The following is an 18,821-nucleotide window of genomic DNA, read 5'->3' on the forward strand; positions in this document are numbered from 1 at the left end:
CCCCGCGTAACGCGGCCGATCAGACGTGGACCGTGGTGATCGGGAGCGAGGAGTCGGCGGGGATGTCCAGCAGGGACGGGGTGACACCGGCCGCCACCAGGTCGGAACCGAGCGCGGCCACCATGGCCCCGTTGTCGGTGCACAGTCCCGGGCGGGGGACGCGGAGCCGTACGCCGGCCGCGTCGCAACGCTCCTGGGCCAGGGCCCGCAGCCGGGAGTTGGCGGCCACGCCACCACCGATGAGCAGGTCCTGGACGCCGTGCTCGCGACAGGCCCGCAGGGCCTTGCGGGTCAGCACGTCGACCACCGCCTCCTGGAACGACGCCGCCACGTCGGGCACGTGGACCGGCTCGCCGGTCCTCTCGCGGGCCTCCACCCAGCGGGCCACCGCGGTCTTCAGCCCCGAGAAGGAGAAGTCGAGCGTCCCGTCGTCGTATTTGCCGCGCGGGAACGCGATGGCCGTGCCGGAACCGTCCTGGGCCGCCCGGTCGATGTAGGGGCCGCCGGGGAAGGGCAGCCCGAGCACCCGGGCCACCTTGTCGAACGCCTCACCGGCGGCGTCGTCGACCGTGGACCCCAGCGGGACGACCTCCCTGGCGACGTCGGGCACCAGCAGCAGGGAGGAATGGCCGCCCGAGACGAGCAGGGCGATGCACGGCTTGGGCAGCGCGCCGTGTTCGAGCTGGTCCACGGCCACATGGGCGGCCAGGTGGTTCACACCGTACAGCGGCACCCCCAGGCCGAGTGAGTAGGCCTTGGCGGCGGCCACGCCGACGAGCAGCGCACCGGCGAGGCCCGGGCCGGCGGTCACCGCGATCGCGTCGATGTCGGTGAAGCGCAGGCCGGCCTGCTCCAGTGCCCGTTCGATGGTCGGTGTCATCGCCTCCAGGTGCGCCCGGGAGGCGACCTCGGGCACCACACCGCCGAACCGGGCGTGCTCCTCGACACTGGAGGCGATCGTGTTGGCCAGCAGGGTGTGCCCCCGGACGATGCCCACTCCGGTCTCGTCACAGGAGGTCTCGATGCCCAGGACCAGGGGTTCGTCACGCATTGAGATCCTTCTTCATCGTGATCGCGTCGGTGCCGTCCTCGTAGTAGCGGCGGCGCAGGCCGATCCGCTCGAATCCGAACCGGTCGTACATCGCCTGCGCGTCCGGGTTGTCGGCGCGCACCTCCAGGAAGACCGAGCTTGCGCTCCGCCGTACGGCCTCGGCCAGCAGCTCGGTCAGCAGGGCCGCGCCGATCCCGGCCCGCCGCCGGCCGGCCAGGACGGCGATGGTCTGCACGTCCGCCTGGTCCCCCGCGACGAAAAGCCCGGCGTAGCCGACGATCTCCTCGTCCACCAGGGCCACCACGTAGTGCCGGGTCCTGGGCTGGTCGTCGAGCTCGCCGCGGAGCATGCCCTCGCTCCACGCGTCGTGCGGGAAGGTCTCCCGTTCGATCTTCATCACGGCGGCCAGGTCGTCGGCCGTCATCCGGCGCAGCACCGCTGTCATGTGGAGACCTTCTTCGGCGCCGAAGGCACCTTGGCGTCGGGACGGCGCAGGTAGATCGGGCGGGGCAGGCTCAGCACCGGGTGCGTGCCGCTCTCCACGACCTCCCGGACGTCCGGCCCGCCGAGCTGCTCGGCGGCCAGCGCGGCCAGCGCCCCCGCGAGGGGGTACTCCGGCGCGTCCACCAGGCGGGAGGCCCCGACGACCGCGGCGTACATCCGCGCGCCCGCCCCGACGAGCGGAAGCTCCCCGGGCAGATCCTGCGGTCTGTCGACGGAGGGGCCCGACAGCCGGACCCTCATGTCCTCGTAGTGGCCCCAGAACACCTCCTTGCGCCGCGCGTCGGTGGCCACCAGGAACGGCTCGGCCAGCCCGCTGCCGTAGGCGACGGCGTCGAGCGTGCACACGGCGTAGGCCGGGACGCCCAGCGATGTCGCGAGGGCCTGGGCGGTCATCAGGCCGACCCGCAGGCCGGTGTAGGGACCCGGGCCGGAGCCCGCGACGACGGTGGTGACGTCACCGAGCGAGGCCCCCGCCTCCCGCAGGACCGTCTCGATCGTGGGCACGAGCAGCTCACCGTGGCGACGCGCGTCAACGGTCGTCGACTCGGAGAGGACCCGCTCACCGTCGTGCAGGGCTGCGGTGACGGCGGGGGTCGCGGTATCAAAAGCCAGGACCAGCACGGACAGCTAGCCTAGTCGGTCGGGTGACGCCGGGCCCACTCCACGGGCCCGGACGCATGGTCCCGCCCGGTTCCCTGCCCGGCAAGGGGGGGCGGCCGCATGGTCCCGCCCGGTTCCCTGCCTGGCAAAGGGGGCTGCCGGCCGCCCCTCCGGCTCGGTCGGCAGCCGGCGGGAACGGTGGATTTCCCGGCGGTTTCCGCTGTTCCGGGGTCAGGTCGTGGAACCGGCCGGCTTGACCAGGGTGGCGTAGACGATCACGTTGTCACGGTACTCGTGCTTGTCCCAGTCGAAATTCCCACCGCAGGTGATCAGCCGGAGGCCGTCCTCCAGATAGACCTTGTCCGCCGGGAACCTGTCCTTGCTCACCCGTTCGACGGTGTCCACGCGATACTGGGCGACCTTGCCGTCACTGCGCACGACCTTGACGACCTGCCCCTCCCGCATCTCCTTCAGCTTGTAGAAGACCGCGGGGGCCGTCTTGGTGTCCACATGCCCGAGGATCACCGCGGCCCCCTGGTCGCCGGGGACGGCGCTGTCCTTGACCCAGCCCGCCGTGTCCGGCTTCTCGTACGGCGGAAGCTCGATCTGGCCGTCCGCCACGCCGAGTTTCATCAGGGGCGCCTTGATGCCCAGCGACGGAATGTCGATGCGGCTGGGCACGATCGAACTCCGGGCGGGCGGTATGTCCACACCGCCGCCCTTGCTGAACGCGACCATGACGGCGCCCGTGATGACTCCGGCCAGGATGATCCGGGACCAGCGGGAGGATTCAGCCATCGGGGACTACGAGCGGCGGCGACGTACGACCGCGAAGCCGACGCCGCCGGCGAGCGCCGCCGCCAGCAGGGCTCCGGTCACGCCGAACGGCATGCCCGAGTCCCGGGGACCGCCTGCCGCGGTCCCTCCGCCGCCCGTGCCGGGCGCGTGGGTGCTGATGACGGTCCGGGTCGGCTTGGCGGTGGGCGTGTCCTTCGGGGTCGGCTTGGCGTCCACCGTGATCCGGAGGCTGGCCTTGCCGGTGTCGTTGGTCCCCTCGCACCTGGCGTTGACCTCGTAGATGCCGGCCACGCTGCCGGTGGCCACGGTGGCCTGGCCGCGGACCCACGGCTTCGCCACGGGGGTGGCGCCGTTCGAGGGGGCCGGAGAGGGCGTCGTGAGGATCGGATCGAGAGCGACCGGAGTGCGGAAGATCTGGGACGAGGCGGTGCCGCGGTGCTCGGGGCCGCCCTCGGGGATCGGGCAGTTCGCCAGCACCCATACCTTCTGGCCAGCTTTGACGCGGGCCGGTTGCAACTGGACCTCGATGTCCTGCCGGCTGCTCCCCGGCACGGTGGGCGAGGCCGTCCCCGTGGGGCTGCCCGAGTTCGCCTCGGCCGTGCACCCGACCATCCCCGTCATCCCGAAAAGGGTGATGACTCCCAGAACCGCGACACGTTTGACTCTTGGCACCGTCGCACTCCACTTCGCAGTCCGGCCGACGACCCTCGCCCGGCACAACTTCCCACCACTTCCCCATTAAACATGGGCAAAAGCGCCAGAGCCGATCTTCAGCCCTGATGATCTATATCAAGTGGGGCGTAGTGCCAGCGTGCCAGGATTTTCCCGCCTATGTAGGCGGATCACACGATGCCCTCCCATCGGGCACCGATCCCGCTGAGCCGTACCGTCCGGTCCTCACCGGTGTCGCTCCGGCCGATGGAGATCTCCAGCCGGTCGTCGGCGAGTCCCTCGACAAGGCCCTCGCCCCACTCCACCACCGTCACCGAATCCTCCAGTGAGGCGTCCAGGTCGAGGTCGTCGACCTCCAGGCCGCCGCCCAGCCGGTAGGCGTCGGCGTGCACCAGCGCGGGACCGCCCGACAGGGAGGGATGCACCCGCGCGACGACGAAGGTCGGCGAGGTGATCGGCCCGCGCACCTTGAGCCCCTCGGCGATCCCCTGGACCAGGGTCGTCTTGCCCGCCCCGAGCGGTCCGGACAGCAGCACCAGGTCTCCCGGGCGGAGCAGCCCCGCCAGCTCCGTGCCCAGCTCCCGCATCTCTCCGGCGGTCGCCACGACTCTCACTTCTCACTCACTCCCGTCGACGGCCGAGCTCCCCCGGCGGCCACGTCCATGGCTCTGCTCATCGCTCTGTGCCGTCCGCCGTGCCCTCTGCTGTGCCGTCCGCCGTGCTGTCGGCGGTCGCCCGCTTGATCAGGTCGCGTAAGGCGTCGTTGACGACGGTCGGCCGCTCCAACTGGACCAGATGCGAACTGTCGGGGACCTCGGTGAACTGGGCGCGGGGAAGGGCCGCCGCCATCGCCTTGCTGTGGTCCACGGGGGTCAGCCAGTCCTTGTCACCGACGATGATCGAGACGGGCACGCCGTCCAGGATCGGCAGCGCCGCCAGCTTGTCGTGCGACATCAGCGCCGGATAGAAGTCGGCGATCACCTCGAACGGGGTGGAGCGGATCATCGACTCGGCGAAGTCGACCACCGTGGGACTGACGTTCTTGGGATCACCGAATCCCAGGTAGCGCAGGGCGAGGAAGGCCACGTCGTTGCCCGCCTCGCGGCCCCTGTCGACCAGGGCGCCGCCGCGGCTCAGCATCGACACCGTGCCCGGTGTGACCTTGTGCACCGCCTTGGCCAGCAGCGCGGGCAGGCCCAGGGAGACCTCGGCCAGCTTGCCCGAGGAGGTGGAGATCAGGGTGACGCCCCTGATCCGGTCGCCGAACAGCTCGGGGCGCCGGTCGGCCAGCGCCATGATCGTCATGCCGCCCATGGAGTGCCCCACCAGCACACACGGGCCGGGCACCAGCGCGTCGATCACCTCGGCCAGGTCGTCGCCGAGCCGGTCGATGGTGGAGTCCTCGGCCGCGGTGCGCGGTGAGCGCCCGTGGGAGCGCTGATCCCACAGGACCATGCGGTAGGAGTCGCGCAGGTCGCGCCGCTGGTAGTGCCAGGAGTCCAGGTTGAGGGTGTAGCCGTGGCAGAACACCACGGTCAGCGGGGCGTCCTCGGGACCGTCCACCTCGACGTGCAGGGACACGCCGTCGGAGGTGGTGACCGTGGTGGGCCGGCCCCGCAGCTCGCCCAGCGGCTCGTTCGCCTCAAGGTCGGGCCGGAGCCTGATGCGGCCGACGGCATACCGTTTGGCGAAGGCCGCGGCGGCCACCCCGGCCGATGCCACACCGACGACCGCGCCCGCGATCCCGACCCTGCGCCGTGTGGTAGTGCTCATGCGACCCCCTGAGATGCCTTTCACCGGTAAACGCGTGGAACCCGCGAACCGATCCTGGTCACGATCTCATGCGTGATGGTGCCCAGGGAATCCGCCCACTCCTGCGCTGTCGGTTCGCCCCGCGAACCGTCGCCGAACAGGATCACCTCGTCCCCCTCCGCCAGTGGATCGTCTCCCACGTCGATCACGAACTGGTCCATGCAGACCCGCCCGGCGATCCGTCGCCGGCGGCCACCCGCCAGCACCTCCACCTGATTGGTGGCCTGTCGCAGGATGCCGTCCGCGTACCCGAGGGGGACGAGACCAAGCGTTGTTTCACAATCTGTCACATAAAGGTGCCCATAAGACACGCCCGAACCCGCCGGAACCCTCTTGGCCAAGGCGATCCGCGCCGCCAGCGTCATCGCGGGACGGAGACCGAAATCACCGAGCTCGGGGATGGGGCTCAGGCCGTAGGCCGCGATGCCCGGCCGGACCATGTCGTAACGTGCCTGCGGCAGCGTCACCGTCGCCGCCGAGTTGGCGATGTGCCGGATCACCTGGGAACCGCCGGCGCCCGCCTTCTCCGCGATCGCCAGCGCGTCGTCGAAGGCGGTGAGCTGGGCCGCGATGGAAGGGTGGCCCGGGATGTCGGCGCAGGCGAAGTGCGACCAGAGCCCGGTGATCTCGACGGTCCCGTCGGTCTGCCGGGCCAGGGCCCGGTCCACCAGCGCGGACCAGTCGGCGGGCCCCGCTCCGCCACGGGAGAGGCCGGTGTCCGCCTTCAGGTGCACCCTGGCGGCCCTGCCCGCACGGCCGGCCGCCTCGGCGATCTCGTCCACCAGCGCGGGGGTGGCGGCCGAAAGCTCCACCTCCTGGCCGATCGCCTGATCCAGGGGCTCGCCGGGCGGGATGATCCACGCCAGGACCGGCGCGGTGATCCCCGCGGCCCGCAGCTCCAGGGCCTCACGGATGTAGGCGGCGCCGAGCCGGGTGGCCCCGCCCTCCAGGGCGGCCCGCCCGCAGGCGACCAGCCCGTGCCCGTAGCCGTCCGCCTTGACCACGACCATCGTCTCGGCACCGGGGACGTACCCCCCGAGCAGGGCGACGTTGTCGCGGATCGCCGACAGGTCCACCCGTGCCTCGGCCGGGGTCATCGGGAAGCTCATCTTTCCAGTCTGGCAGGTCAGCCGTCCTTCCGAAGCCCATCGGCGAGCGTCCTGATGACGCCGGGGACGGCTTCGAGGACGTCCCAGGCGGCGAGCGGGCCGTGCCGCCCGGCGATTCCGTGCAGATAGGCGGCGCAGGAGGCCGCGTCGTATCCGCTGAGCCCACCGGCCAGCAGCGCGCCCGCGAGCCCGGCCAGCACGTCGCCGGTCCCGCCGGTGGCCAGCCAGGGGCTGCCGGTGAGGTTGGCCCTGACCGGCAGCCCCTGCTGCGCGACCAGTGTGGTGGACCCCTTCAGCAGGACGGTCACGCCCAGTTCCGACGCGGCCCGCCGTACGTGCTCCAGCCGCCGGGCCTCGATCTGTGCCCGCGGCACGTCCAGCAGGCGCGACAGCTCACCCGCGTGCGGGGTGATCAGCACCGGCGCGGCCCGCCGGAGCAGCGACCTGTCCTGGGCCACCAGGGTGAGGCCGTCGGCGTCCACGAGCACTGGGACGTCGCTCGCCAGCACCGAACGGGCGAGGGCGAGCGACTCGGGCCCGGTGCCGAGCCCGGGGCCCAGGACCCACGCCTGCACCCGGCCCACCTCGCCGATCCCCTCGTCCGGCCGCAGCGGGGTGATCACGGCTTCGGGCCAGCGGGCCCGTACCTGGGCCACCGGCTCGGCGACCCCCGCGTAGCGGACCAGCCCCGCCCCCGCCCGGATCGCCCCGCCGACGGCCAGCACGGCGGCCCCGGTGTACTCGTGGCTGCCGGCGGCGACGCCCACCACGCCCCTGCTGTACTTGTCGGAGCCCGCGTCCGGCCTGGGCAGCATCCGTGCCACGTCGGCGCCGGTCAGCGCGGTCGCCTCGGGGTCCGGCAGGTACGGCCCGAGCCCGATGTCGACGAGCTCCAGCCGGCCCGCGTTCCCCGCGCCCGGGTCGACCAGCGAACCGATCTTGTAGGCCCCGAAGGTCACCGTGACGTCGGCCCGGACCACGGCCCCGTCGATCCGGCCGCTGCCGGCGTCCACCCCGCTCGGCACGTCCACCGCGACCACCGCTCCGGCCGTCTCGCCGGCCAGCCCCGCGAGGGTCGCGTACGGCTCGCGCAGGGCTCCCGTCCCGCCGATCCCGGCCAGCCCGTCCACGACCAGGTCCGCCGCCCGGATGAGCTCACCGGCCGCCGAGACGGCGCCGCGCCCCGGCCGCGCGGGTGTCCGACCGCCTCCGGGCGCGTCCCGCGCAGGGACGGTCCTTCCCGCATCCGGCCCGGCGTCCGGCGGAGCCGCCGGAGCTTCTCCGGAGACGGCACCGCCGAGCTCCGTCACGCGTCCCCCGGACCGTCGCAGCGCGGCCAGCCCGGCCGCGTGGACCCGCGTCCCGGCGAGGATCGCGTCCACCCTGGCTCCCCTGGAAGCGAGCCGCGCCCCGGCGTAGAGGGCGTCGCCGCCGTTGTCGCCGCCGCCGACCAGCAGCACGACACGGGAGCCGTACACGTGGCCGAGCGTCCTGGCGCAGGCCACGGCGAGCCCGGTGGCCGCCCGTTCCATGAGCGTGCCCTCCGGCAGGGTGGCCATCAGCGCCGACTCGGCCGCCCTGATCTGGTCGATGGTGTAAGCGGTCAGCATGATCTCGACGCTATCCCGAGCCGGTCACCACCGCGTGGTCCGGCGTGGTCCGCGCGGCCTCCAGGACGTTCAACCCTCGGCGATCACGTAGGCGACGGCCACGCCCCCGTCGTGCGTCAGCGACACGTGCCACCGCGTCACCCCGAGCGCCGCCGCGACCTCGGCGACCCTGCCGCTCACGTGCAGCTCCGGCCGGCCGTGCTCACCGGTCCGCACCTCGGCCTCCAGGTGGGCCAGGCCGGGCGGCGCGCCGAGTGCCTTGGCCACCGCCTCCTTGGCCGCGAACCGCGCGGCAAGGGACTGCACGGCGAGGACCCGCTCGCCCTCGGTGAACAGCCTCGTCCGCAGCCCCGGGCTCCGCTCCAGTGTCCTCTCGAACCGGGCCACGTCCACGACGTCCACGCCGATGCCCACGATCACGGGTCCAGGTTAGCGAAACCCGGGTACCGTGGCCGTTTCGCACCGAGCCGCGGGGAATGATCGGCGATATGGGGACCTGAGGCTTTCCCCGTTATACGGACCGGCAATCCAGAGACGTTGTCCACAGGCTGTGGACAACAGGACGGCGGGGCCGCCCACTCCGCCGCCTACTCCGCCGTCTACTCCACGGTGACGGACTTGGCCAGGTTGCGGGGCTGGTCGACGTCGTGGCCCTTGGCGGCGGCCAGTTCGCAGGCGAAGACCTGCAGCGGCACCGTGGCCACCAGGGGCTGGAGCAGCGTCGGCACCGCGGGGATGCCGATCAGCGTGTCGGCGTAGGGGGCGACCGTGCTGTCCCCCTCCTCCGCGATGACGATGGTCATCGCCCCCCTGGCCCGGATCTCCTGGATGTTCGACACGATCTTGTCGTGCAGCACGCGCTGGCCGGACGGGGAGGGGACGACCACCACGACCGGCAGGCCTTTCTCGATCAGCGCGATCGGGCCGTGCTTGAGTTCGCCCGCCGCGAAGCCCTCGGCGTGCATGTAGGCCAGTTCCTTGAGTTTCAGCGCCCCCTCCAGCGCGACCGGGAACCCCACGTGGCGGCCGAGGAAGAGCACGCAGCGCTCGGCGGCCAGCGACCGGGCCAGCGCGCGGACCGGTTCCACGGTCCGGAGCACCTCCTCGACCTTGGCCGGTATCTGCGCCAGCCACTCGATGACCTGGGAGATCTCGTCACCGAACCGGGTTCCCCGGATCTGGGCCAGATAGAGCGCCACGAGGTAGCAGGCCACGAGCTGGGTGAGGAAGGCCTTGGTGGAGGCGACCGCGACCTCCGGGCCCGCATGGGTGTAGAGGACGGCGTCGGACTCGCGGGGGATCGTGGAGCCGTTCACGTTGCAGATGGCCAGCACCCGGGACCGCTGCTCACGGGCGTGCCGTACGGCCATCAGCGTGTCCATCGTCTCTCCGGACTGGGTGATCACGACGACCAGCGTGTCCCGGTTGAGGATCGGGTCGCGGTAGCGGAACTCGCTGGCCAGCTCGACCTCGCACGGCACCCCGGCCCAGTGCTCGATGGCGTACTTCGCGATGAGCCCCGCGTGGTAGGAGGTCCCGCACGCGACAACGATGATCTTGTTGATGTCCCGCAGCTCCTGGTCCGACAGCCGCATCTCGTCCAGCACCAGCTGCCCGTCGGGGCCGACCCGGCCGAGCAGCGTGTCGGCGACCGCCCTCGGCTGTTCGGCGATCTCCTTGAGCATGAAGTAGTCGTGGCCGCCCTTCTCCGCGGCCGAGGCGTCCCAGTCCACGTGGTAGTCCCGGGTCGGCGCAGGGGCTCCGTGGAAGTCGGTGACCGTGATCTCCGACCTCCGCAGCTCGACCACCTGGTCCTGGCCGAGCTCGACCGCCTCCCGCGTGTAGGCGATGAACGCGGCCACGTCCGACCCGAGGAAGTTCTCCCCCTCCCCGCGCCCGACCACCAGCGGTGAGTTGCGCCGCGCGCCGACGACCACGTCGGGCTCGTCCACCGAGACCGCCAGCAGCGTGAACGCCCCCTCCAGCCGCCGGCACGCCCGGCGCATCGCCTCGGCCAGGCCGTCCCCGGCGAACCGTTCCAGCAGGTGCGCCACCACCTCGGTGTCGGTCTCGGAGGCGAGTTTGTGCCCGTCGTTCTCCAGTTCGGTGCGGAGTGCCGCGAAGTTCTCGATGATGCCGTTGTGGATGACCGCGATCCGCGCCTCGCAGTCGGTGTGCGGGTGGGCGTTGCGGTCGGTCGGCGCGCCGTGGGTGGCCCACCGGGTGTGCCCGATCCCCACGGTCGACGGCGGCGTGGGACGCGCGGCGAGCACGGAGCGCAGGTTGACCAGCTTCCCGGCCCGCTTCTGCACGGTCAGCGCGCCGCCGGTCCCGACCAGTGCTATCCCCGCCGAGTCGTACCCCCGGTACTCAAGGCGTCCCAGCCCTTCGACCGCGACCTCGACCGCCTGACGTTGACCGACATATCCCACGATTCCACACATGGCCTCCCCCTCTGTCATGGGAAGGATCGACCGTTGAGCCTATGGAGAACCCCCCCGGGGTGCCAAGAATCCTGCCCGGCGCCGGGCAGGGCCGTCCCCACGGGGGACCGCTTCCGACAGGTCAGTAGGCTTCGGGACCATGACCAACGGGTGGGACGCGACGCCGTACGTCGAGCTGAGCCGGGCGCAGTGGGGCGAACTCCGCAAGAACACGCCCCTGACGCTCACCAAGGAAGAACTCGAAGATCTGCGCGGGATCGACGACCCGATCGACCTCGCCGAGGTCACCGACATCTACCTGCCGCTGACCCGGCTGCTCAACCTCCACTTCACCGGGGCCAGGCAGCGCAGCGCGGCGCTCAACACCTTCCTGGGCGCCAGCCCGCGGCCCACGCCGTACATCCTGGGCATCGCCGGCAGCGTCGCGGTCGGCAAGTCCACCACCGCCCGGCTGCTGCACACCCTGCTGGCCCGCTGGCCCGAGCACCCCCGGGTGGACCTGGTCACCACCGACAGCTTCCTCTACCCGAACGAGGTCCTCACCGCCAGGGACATCATGCACCGGAAGGGCTTCCCGGAGAGCTACGACCGGCGGGCCCTGGTCCGGTTCGTCGCCGACGTCAAGGCCGGGCTGCCCGAGGTGAACGCCCCCGTCTACAGCCACCTGGAGTACGACATCGTCCCCGGTGCGACCCAGGCCGTGCGCCGGCCCGACATCCTCATCGTCGAGGGACTCAACGTCCTGCAACCCGCTCCGCCCACCGCGCTCGCGATCAACGACTACTTCGACTTCTCCATCTACGTCGACGCCAAGACCGAGCACATCCGCGACTGGTACGTGGACCGCTTCCACAAGCTCCGCCGTACGGCCTTCGAGGATCCCAAGTCCTACTTCAGATACCTCGCCGAACTGTCGGACGAGGAGGCGACCGCGTTCGCCAGGAACGTGTGGCGCGACATCAACGAGCGCAACCTCGTGGAGAACATCGCCCCCACCCGGGGCAGAGCCGGCCTCGTGCTGTACAAGGGCGCCGACCACTCCATCCGGCGGGCACGGCTGCGCCGCATCTGACCCCGGGCACCCCTTCTCCGGGCTCCGGTGCACCGCAACACAGGTTCTAGGGTGGGCCCGTGCTGCATCTACGCGTGATCAGTCCGCGGGAGCTGACGGACGACGTCCTGGCGCTGCTCGACGGCGCCGTCGGCGTGACCAATCTCGTCGTGCTCCCCGGCGCGGCCCGCTCCCCCGAGGGCGACCTGATCCAGCTCGACATCGCCCGGGAGGCCGCCAACGAGGTGATCGAACAGCTCCAGCGGCTCGGCCTGTGCGCGGAGGGCTCCATCGCCGCCGAGCAGGTCGACCTGTCGATCTCGGACGCGGCCGACCGCGCCGAGGAGGAGGCTCCCGGAGAGGGGGACGACGCCGTGGTCTGGGCGGAGTTCGCCCGGAAGGTCAGCGACGACTCCCGGCTCACCTGGGCCTTCCTGGCGTTCCTGACGATCGCCACGCAGATCGCGGCGATCGGCGTGATCGTCAACTCGCCCATCCTCATCGTCGGCGCGATGGTGCTGGGACCGGAGTTCGGGGCGATCGCGGCCGTCTGCTTCGGCCTGCTCCGGCGAGACCCGGAGCTGATCGGGCGAGCCCTGCGCACGCTGGCCATCGGCTTCGCGGTCGCCATCGCGATCACCTTCGCCTGCGCCCTGGCCCTGCGCGGGCTGGGCTGGATGGAACCGTCGAGCCTGAACGGCCACAAGGAGATCGAGTTCATCGTCAAGCCCGACCGGTGGTCCTTCGTCGTGGCGCTGCTGGCCGGCGCGGCCGGCGTGCTCTCGGTCACCGCGGGCAAGTCCTCGGCCCTGGTCGGCGTCTTCATCTCGGTGACCACGGTCCCCGCCGCCGGCTACTTCGCCCTCGCCACGGCGCTGGCACTCTGGGGCGACGTGGCGGCGTCGGCCGCCCAGCTCGGGGTGAACATCGCGGGCATGGTCATCTCCGGCACGATGACCCTGATCGTCCAGCGGGCCTACTGGTCCAGGTTCGGCGTGCGGCTTCCGGCGCGGCGGCCGCACGGTTCCGGGCACGGGTAGGACACCCGCCCGTCCGATGGAGGAGGGACGGCTCCTCCGTGGGACGGAGGAATTCACCCCACCCGATAGGTAGTGTCCGAGCATGACTATCCTCGCCACCGAGGGACTGACCAGACGTTTCCCCGGGGTAACGGCACTCGATCAGCTCACCGTCACCGTCGGTTCCGGTGTGACCGGCCTGGTCGGCGCCAACGGCGCGGGCAAGTCCACGCTGATCAAGATCCTGCTGGGCCTGCTCCCGCCCTCCGCCGGCAGTGCCCGGGTGCTCGGCATGGACGTGACGGTCCAGGGCGCCGAGATCCGCCGGGTCGTGGGTTACATGCCCGAGCACGACTGCCTGCCCCCGGATCTGTCCGCCACCGAGTTCACCGTGCACATGGCCCGGATGTCGGGCCTGCCGCGCACCGCGGCCCGGGAGCGCGCCGCCGACGTGCTGCGTCATGTGGGCCTCTACGAGGAGCGCTACCGCGCGATGGGCGGCTACTCCACCGGCATGAAACAGCGGGTCAAACTGGCCCAGGCCCTGGTGCACGATCCACGCCTGGTGCTCCTGGACGAGCCGACGAACGGCCTCGACCCGCAGGGCCGCGACGAGATGCTCACGCTGATCCGCAAGATCGGCGCCGAGTTCGGCATCAGCGTGCTGGTCACCTCCCACCTGCTGGGCGAGTTGGAGCGGGTCTGCGACCACGTCATCGTGATCGACGGCGGCAGGCTGCTGCGCTCGTCGTCCATCGGCGAGTTCACCCAGACCACCCAGACCGTCACCGTCGAGGTCGAAGAGGGGCAGGACGCGCTGGCGGCCCGCCTCACCGAGCTGGGCGAGACCGTCACCCCCCACGGCCGGATGCTCCTGGTCCACGTCCGCGCGCCGGAGACCTTCGACACCCTGCGCGACGCCGTCTGCGAGCTCGACCTCTGCCTGGTCCGCATGGAGCAGGGCCGCCAGCGCATCGAGGACGTCTTCAGGGAGCCGGTCAATGTCTGAGCCCACGGGTGTCATCCACGACATCGGATACCGCCACTACGACGGCGTACGGCTCGGCCGCGCCCACGCCACCGCCGCACTCGCCGTGCACAGCCTGCGCGGCGTGTTCGGGCTGGGCCGTACGGCCCGCGCGAAGATCATCCCGTTCCTGCTGGCGGGCATCATGCTGCTCCCCGCGGTCGTCTCCATCGCGATCATGGCGCTGGTCAAGCAGGAGGGGATGCGCTACACCGAGTACGCGGTCGTCATGCAGGCCGTGCTGGCGATCTTCCTGGCCTCGCAGTCCCCCTACACAGTGGCGCCCGACCTGCGGTTCCGCGTGCTGCCGCTCTACCTGTCGCGCCCGGTGACGCTGATCGACTACGTGGGGGCGAAGCTCGCGGCGATGATCGCGGCGATGTTCCTGCTGCTGGCGGTCCCGCTCACCGTGCTGTTCCTCGGTGAGGTGGTCGTCGACCTCCCCGGGCCGACGCACACCACCGACTACCTGACCAGCATGGCCGGAGCCGTCGGCTACGCGGTGCTGCTGGCCTGCCTCGGCGTGGCGATCGCCTCCTTCACCCCCCGGCGCGGCCTGGGCGTGGCCTCGGTCATCGCCTTCTACCTGCTCGCCTCGGCCGTCTCCACCGTCATCGCGGCGACGATGGAGTCGACGAACAACTACACCGCCGCCGGGCTGGCCTGGATGATCAACCCGTTCTTCCTCGTCGACGCCGCGGTGCAGGTGGGCATCTTCGACGCGAAGCCGTCCGCGTCCACCGTCTACCCGGCGGGGACGGGCACCGTCCTGGCGATCCTGGTGATGCTCGCGCTGATCGCCCTGTCGGTGACCGCCCTGGTCCTGCGCTACCGGAAGGCTGCCGCCCGATGAGAATCGAACTGGCCCAGGTCTCACGCTGGTACGGCAACGTGGTCGCCGTCAACGACGTCACCATGACCATCGGCCCCGGCGTCACCGGCCTGCTCGGCCCCAACGGCGCGGGCAAGTCCACGCTGCTGCACATGATGGCCGGGTTCCTGGCCCCCTCGGGCGGCACGGTGACCCTGGACGGCACGAAGATCTGGCGCAACCACGAGATCTACCGCTCGATCGGCCTGGTCCCCGAACGCGAGGCCGTCTACGGCTTCCTCACCGGCTGGCAGTACGTGCTGTCCAGCGCCAGACTCCACCAGTTGCCCGACCCCGAGGACGCCGCGCGCAAGGCGCTCGCCATGGTCGACATGGAGCCGGCCAAGGACCGCAGGGTGGAGACCTACTCTAAGGGCATGCGCCAGCGCGTCAAGGTCGCCGCGGCGCTCGTGCACGACCCGGAGGTGCTCCTGCTCGACGAGCCGTTCAACGGCATGGACCCGCGCCAGCGCCTGCACCTGATGGACCTGATCCGCGCCATGGGCACCGCCGGCAAGACCATCCTGTTCAGCTCGCACATCCTGGAGGAGGTGGAGCGCGTCGCCCAGCACATCGAGGTCCTGGTCGCCGGCCGCCACGCCGCCTCCGGCGACTTCCGCGAGATCAGGCGCAGGATGACCGACCGGCCGCACGTGTTCCAGGTCCGCTCCAGCGACGACCGCCGCCTGGCCTCCGCCCTGATCGCCGACGCCTCCTCCGGCGCGGTCGCGCTCACCGAGGCGGGCCTGGAGGTACGGGCCGTCGACTTCCGGCGCTTCACCCGGCTGCTGCCCCGGGTCGCCAAGGACGCCGGGGTGCGGATCTGGCAGATCTCGCCGGCCGACGAAGACCTGGAGAGCGTCTTCTCCTATCTGATCAACAGGAGTGGCTGACCATGAACGGTGTCATCGCCGGAATCTCCTATCGGGCGCTGCTCGGCCGCCGGCGGATCTGGCTGCTGATCATTCTGCCGCTGGTGCTGATCGGGCTGGCCCTGCTGCTGCGCGTGGTCGGCGGCGGAGGTGAGAGCGCCGCCGTCACGCTCCTGCAGACCTTCGCCGTCGGCACCATGCTGCCGCTGCTGGGCATGATCGCGGGGACCGGCGTGATCGCCCCCGAGATCGACGACGGAACCATCATCCACATGCTGGCCAAACCGATCTCCCGCCCGGTCATCGCGCGGACCAAGTTCCTGGTCGCCGCCTCGATCCTCGCGCTGTTCGCCGCCGTGCCGACCTTCGTCGCGGCCTACCTGCTGGTCGGTCTCCAGTCCGGAATCGCGTACGGCTTCGCCCTCGGCGCCCTGATCGGCGGTGTCGCCTACGCGGCGGTGTTCATGCTGCTGGGCATCCTGACCCGGCACGCGGTCACCGTCGGCATCGTCTACGCGCTCCTCTGGGAGGGCGTGGTCGGCAACTTCGTCCCCGGAGCCCGTAAGTTCTCCATCCAGCAGTGGGCCCAGTCGGTCGCCGACCAGCTGTCGTCCTCGCCGTTCCTGTCCACCGAGATCGCCCTCGGCTTCGCCGTACCCGCCCTGGTCGTCGTCACCGCCGGCGCGGTCGTCTGGGCGGGGCAGCGGCTGCGGAGCTTCTCCCTCACCGGCGACGAGTGACCATGCGCGCCCCCTGTCGCGGGGGGCGCGCATGTACGGTTCACTTATGAAGTCTCGCCTGGTGGAACTACGCCTCACCGAGTTCAAGACCTTCCGTGACGCGAAACTCCCCCTGGGCCGCATGACGACGCTCATCGGCCGCAACAGCAGCGGAAAATCGAACGCCCTCGACGGGCTTGAGGTGCTGTCCCGGCTGGCGTCCGGAGCGGATCTTGTCGACGCGCTGGACAGCAGGCGAGGCGACGAAGGCCCCCTGCGCGGAGGCATGGCAGGATGCCCTCCCCATGGAACGGACCGGTTCCAACTGGGCTGCACCGTCTTCGCCCCTGACCGACTCGGCAAAGGCTACTCGCTGATATATCTCGACGTCACGATCCAGGTCCGCCCGGAGCCGGAGATCATCAGCGAAACCCTTGTCGGCATATCAGGAAAACGTCGCTCGACACGGAATCCGTTGAGCCAGATCGCGCACGATCTTCTCAGCACCTCGGGTGCGCATCCTGGATCCGGCACCATCGACGCCACCTGGTACAACGGTCGCCGAGGACGAGACCCCAGGGCTTCGTTCCGCTCCACCCGGCTCCTCACCAGCCAGCTCCCTCTCCGGCTGGCGGGCGAGACGGAGGCCGAGCAGCGTGTCGCCACGGCTGCTGAGGACGTCCTGGAGACGCTTCGCGGAGTCTTCCATCTGGACCCCGTACCGCACCTCATGCGGCAGTACGTCCCCAGTCGCGACACACGGCTACGCCGGACCGCTGAGAATCTCCCAGCGGTGATCGGCCACCTGAAGGAATACGATCCCCAGCGTTTCCAGCAACTTGTCACCCGGGTGCAGAGCCTTGTCGAGCATGAGGTGACGGGGATCGAGATCATTCGTTCGCCGCTCAATGACGTGATGCTCGCCCTCCGGGAGGACGGGGCCACCACCCCGGCCAGGGAGATGAGCGACGGCCTGCTGAGGTTCACGGCCATCGCCACGAGCTTGCTCCGCCAAGGACAGGACCTCGATCTCGGCGGACGCGGCTCGGAAGACGACAGCAGGTCCCCCACTCTGGTGATCGAGGAATTGGAGAACGGCCTGCATCCCTCCCAGGCCACGCAGATACTCGATCTGGTCAAGCAGGCCACACAGGAAGACGCCTCCCGAGTGATCTTCACGACGCATAGCCCCGCACTGCTTTCGGCTCTGGGAGCGGAAGACCACAAAGATGTCGTCGTATGCTCTCGCGATCGCGAGACCGGTCTTTCCCATCTTCGAAAACTTCCAGAGATGGATGGATACCCCAGCTTGATGGCTCAGGGCGATCTCGGCATGATCGCCACGTCCGGCCTGCTGGAACAGGCTCCCGCTCCGGCCCGTGACTTCACCGAGTTCGACCGTCTTATGGGGATCGGCTAGCGGTGGCGCGGAAAGTGGAGTTCATCGACACCTCAGTGCTCTGCAACCTGCTCAACATCCCTGGGAGAAACCAGGACTATGCGGCCATCGCCCAGCAGTTGAGAGAGAAAAGGCAGGAGTGTGATCTCATCCTGCCCATCACCGCCGTCATCGAGACCGGCAATCACATCGCCCAGCTCCCGGACGGCCGGCTCCGCAGGCAGCATGCCGACAGGCTGAGCGCGCTTCTCGAACTCGTCATCACCGGTCAGGCACCGTGGGTGCTCCACACCGTCGAATGGGGCGAGGCTTTTCTGCGTTCGCTTCTCGCGGGAGCGGGGACCGGGACACCGTTCTCCGACCATGTGATGGTGAAACTCGGCCTGGGAGACCTCTGCATCCTGGCCGAACGGGAGCTCTACCGGGCGAGGGTGGTCAATGTGGAGGTCGGTATCTGGACCTTGGACACGCAGCTTCGATCCCACTCCTGAACGACGGGGTACGGCCTGCGGGAGTGCCGTACCCCGTTGCGCCGAGCTGTTACGAGGACGACCGCCGTGCTCCGGCGCGACGCCTGGAACGGCGGAGGAGCAGCATCCCGGCCAGCATCAGGGCCAGCAGGCCCGCCACCGCCACCGCGTACCACAGCCGGCTGGCGGGCTCGGCGGCCGCACGGGCGGCCTCGGCGGCGGCCGCCCCGGCCGGCAGTTGGTCGGAGTGGGTGGCGCAGACGAGCGGCTTGTCGTCCCCCTTGGTGCTCGCGCAGGCGACGGTGGCCAGGCGCAGGAGGTCCTCCGGCGTGGCCCGCACCTCGGCGGTGGTGTGGAAGGTCGCCTTCTTGCCCGCGGGCACGTCGACGGTCCAGTGGACCTGGCCCTCCGCCGCCGTGCCATGGCCGTCGGCCGAGACGAAGTGCAGGCCGGTCGGCAGACTCTGGGTGAGGTCGAGCCCGCGCGCCTTGTCCGTGCCGATGTTGTTGACGGTGACGGTGTAGGTGAGCCGGTCCCCTTCCTGCGCGGCGGTCCGGCCGTTGTCGACACTGATGCTCAGCTTGGGGGCGGCGGCGGGTGCCTTCTTGTCCTTGTCCCCGTGCGAGGTGAGCGCGGATGCCTTCCTGTCGTCGTCCTCCGGGTGCGGCTTGAGTACGGCCGCCGCCGGTGAGAGCGTGGCGAGGGTGACGGCCAGGAACGCCCCGAGTCCGCAGAGAGTGGCGGTGCGCCGCGTTGCGGTGCGGGGGTGGATCTCTGCCATGACTTCTCCTTC

Annotated in this window: 20 protein-coding genes; 8 read left to right on the forward strand and 12 right to left on the reverse strand. The window is 70.6% G+C overall.

Going from position 1 to position 18,821, the window contains the following annotated elements; translation table 11 throughout:
- Positions 1–19 precede the first annotated feature (19 nt).
- From tsaD to glmS, 11 genes are all read right to left on the reverse strand, one after another.
- A complete protein-coding gene (gene tsaD, locus OHA77_RS15420) occupies positions 20–1,051 on the reverse strand; it encodes a tRNA (adenosine(37)-N6)-threonylcarbamoyltransferase complex transferase subunit TsaD (RefSeq protein WP_406318791.1) in 1,032 nt (343 codons plus the stop codon).
- Positions 1,044–1,496, reverse strand: coding sequence for a ribosomal protein S18-alanine N-acetyltransferase (gene rimI, locus OHA77_RS15425; protein WP_326819927.1), 453 nt, complete (start codon positions 1,494–1,496; stop codon positions 1,044–1,046). Before rimI ends, tsaD begins: the two co-directional genes overlap by 8 nt.
- Positions 1,493–2,176 carry a tRNA (adenosine(37)-N6)-threonylcarbamoyltransferase complex dimerization subunit type 1 TsaB gene (tsaB, locus tag OHA77_RS15430; protein ID WP_326819926.1) on the reverse strand — a complete coding sequence of 228 codons (684 nt, stop codon included), beginning with the start codon at positions 2,174–2,176 and terminating at the stop codon, positions 1,493–1,495. The genes rimI and tsaB overlap by 4 nt, the downstream gene beginning before the upstream one ends.
- 210 nt (positions 2,177–2,386) lie before the next feature.
- A complete protein-coding gene (locus OHA77_RS15435) occupies positions 2,387–2,953 on the reverse strand; it encodes a class F sortase (protein ID WP_406318792.1) in 567 nt (188 codons plus the stop codon).
- 6 nt (positions 2,954–2,959) lie between these two features.
- On the reverse strand, positions 2,960–3,574 hold the full coding sequence (locus OHA77_RS15440) for a hypothetical protein (protein WP_326819924.1): 615 nt from the start codon (positions 3,572–3,574) through the stop codon (positions 2,960–2,962).
- Between the two features lie 221 nt (positions 3,575–3,795).
- Positions 3,796–4,212 (reverse strand): tRNA (adenosine(37)-N6)-threonylcarbamoyltransferase complex ATPase subunit type 1 TsaE, encoded by a 417-nt coding sequence (gene tsaE, locus OHA77_RS15445; protein ID WP_326826986.1) that lies wholly within the window; start codon positions 4,210–4,212, stop codon positions 3,796–3,798.
- 85 nt (positions 4,213–4,297) lie between these two features.
- Positions 4,298–5,398 carry an alpha/beta fold hydrolase gene (locus tag OHA77_RS15450; protein WP_406318793.1) on the reverse strand — a complete coding sequence of 367 codons (1,101 nt, stop codon included), beginning with the start codon at positions 5,396–5,398 and terminating at the stop codon, positions 4,298–4,300.
- A gap of 20 nt (positions 5,399–5,418) precedes the next feature.
- The gene (gene alr / locus OHA77_RS15455) at positions 5,419–6,546 is read right to left on the reverse strand and encodes an alanine racemase (RefSeq protein WP_406318794.1); all 1,128 of its coding nucleotides are present in this window, start codon (positions 6,544–6,546) and stop codon (positions 5,419–5,421) included.
- A 17-nt stretch (positions 6,547–6,563) separates the two neighbouring features.
- The gene (locus tag OHA77_RS15460) at positions 6,564–8,156 is read right to left on the reverse strand and encodes an NAD(P)H-hydrate dehydratase (protein ID WP_406318795.1); all 1,593 of its coding nucleotides are present in this window, start codon (positions 8,154–8,156) and stop codon (positions 6,564–6,566) included.
- 69 nt (positions 8,157–8,225) lie between these two features.
- On the reverse strand, positions 8,226–8,576 hold the full coding sequence (locus OHA77_RS15465) for a holo-ACP synthase (protein ID WP_326819921.1): 351 nt from the start codon (positions 8,574–8,576) through the stop codon (positions 8,226–8,228).
- A gap of 179 nt (positions 8,577–8,755) precedes the next feature.
- Positions 8,756–10,600, reverse strand: coding sequence for a glutamine--fructose-6-phosphate transaminase (isomerizing) (gene glmS, locus OHA77_RS15470; protein WP_406318796.1), 1,845 nt, complete (start codon positions 10,598–10,600; stop codon positions 8,756–8,758).
- Between the two features lie 139 nt (positions 10,601–10,739).
- On the opposite strand from glmS, the gene coaA reads away from it, so the two are divergent.
- The 8 genes from coaA (at position 10,740) to OHA77_RS15510 (ending at position 18,049) form a co-directional block, all read left to right on the forward strand.
- A complete protein-coding gene (gene coaA / locus OHA77_RS15475; protein WP_406318797.1) occupies positions 10,740–11,672 on the forward strand; it encodes a type I pantothenate kinase in 933 nt (310 codons plus the stop codon).
- Between the two features lie 59 nt (positions 11,673–11,731).
- Positions 11,732–12,691, forward strand: coding sequence for a DUF389 domain-containing protein (locus tag OHA77_RS15480; RefSeq protein ID WP_406318798.1), 960 nt, complete (start codon positions 11,732–11,734; stop codon positions 12,689–12,691).
- 82 nt (positions 12,692–12,773) lie between these two features.
- Entirely contained in the window at positions 12,774–13,679 is a 906-nt protein-coding gene (locus OHA77_RS15485; protein ID WP_406318799.1) for an ABC transporter ATP-binding protein, read from the forward strand.
- On the forward strand, positions 13,672–14,550 hold the full coding sequence (locus tag OHA77_RS15490; RefSeq protein ID WP_406318800.1) for an ABC transporter permease: 879 nt from the start codon (positions 13,672–13,674) through the stop codon (positions 14,548–14,550). Before OHA77_RS15485 ends, OHA77_RS15490 begins: the two co-directional genes overlap by 8 nt.
- Positions 14,547–15,461, forward strand: coding sequence for an ABC transporter ATP-binding protein (locus OHA77_RS15495; RefSeq protein ID WP_326819915.1), 915 nt, complete (start codon positions 14,547–14,549; stop codon positions 15,459–15,461). Before OHA77_RS15490 ends, OHA77_RS15495 begins: the two co-directional genes overlap by 4 nt.
- Before the next feature lie 2 nt (positions 15,462–15,463).
- Positions 15,464–16,180 carry an ABC transporter permease subunit gene (locus OHA77_RS15500; protein ID WP_326819914.1) on the forward strand — a complete coding sequence of 239 codons (717 nt, stop codon included), beginning with the start codon at positions 15,464–15,466 and terminating at the stop codon, positions 16,178–16,180.
- Between the two features lie 121 nt (positions 16,181–16,301).
- Positions 16,302–17,579 (forward strand): AAA family ATPase, encoded by a 1,278-nt coding sequence (locus OHA77_RS15505; RefSeq protein ID WP_406318801.1) that lies wholly within the window; start codon positions 16,302–16,304, stop codon positions 17,577–17,579.
- A 2-nt stretch (positions 17,580–17,581) separates the two neighbouring features.
- The gene (locus OHA77_RS15510; RefSeq protein ID WP_406318802.1) at positions 17,582–18,049 is read left to right on the forward strand and encodes a hypothetical protein; all 468 of its coding nucleotides are present in this window, start codon (positions 17,582–17,584) and stop codon (positions 18,047–18,049) included.
- A 49-nt stretch (positions 18,050–18,098) separates the two neighbouring features.
- Here OHA77_RS15510 and OHA77_RS15515 read toward each other — a convergent pair whose 3' ends face one another.
- Positions 18,099–18,809, reverse strand: coding sequence for a hypothetical protein (locus OHA77_RS15515; protein WP_406318803.1), 711 nt, complete (start codon positions 18,807–18,809; stop codon positions 18,099–18,101).
- Positions 18,810–18,821: the final 12 nt, after the last annotated feature.

This window comes from Streptosporangium sp. NBC_01639 (assembly GCF_045209755.1).
Lineage (GTDB): Bacteria > Actinomycetota > Actinomycetes > Streptosporangiales > Streptosporangiaceae > Streptosporangium.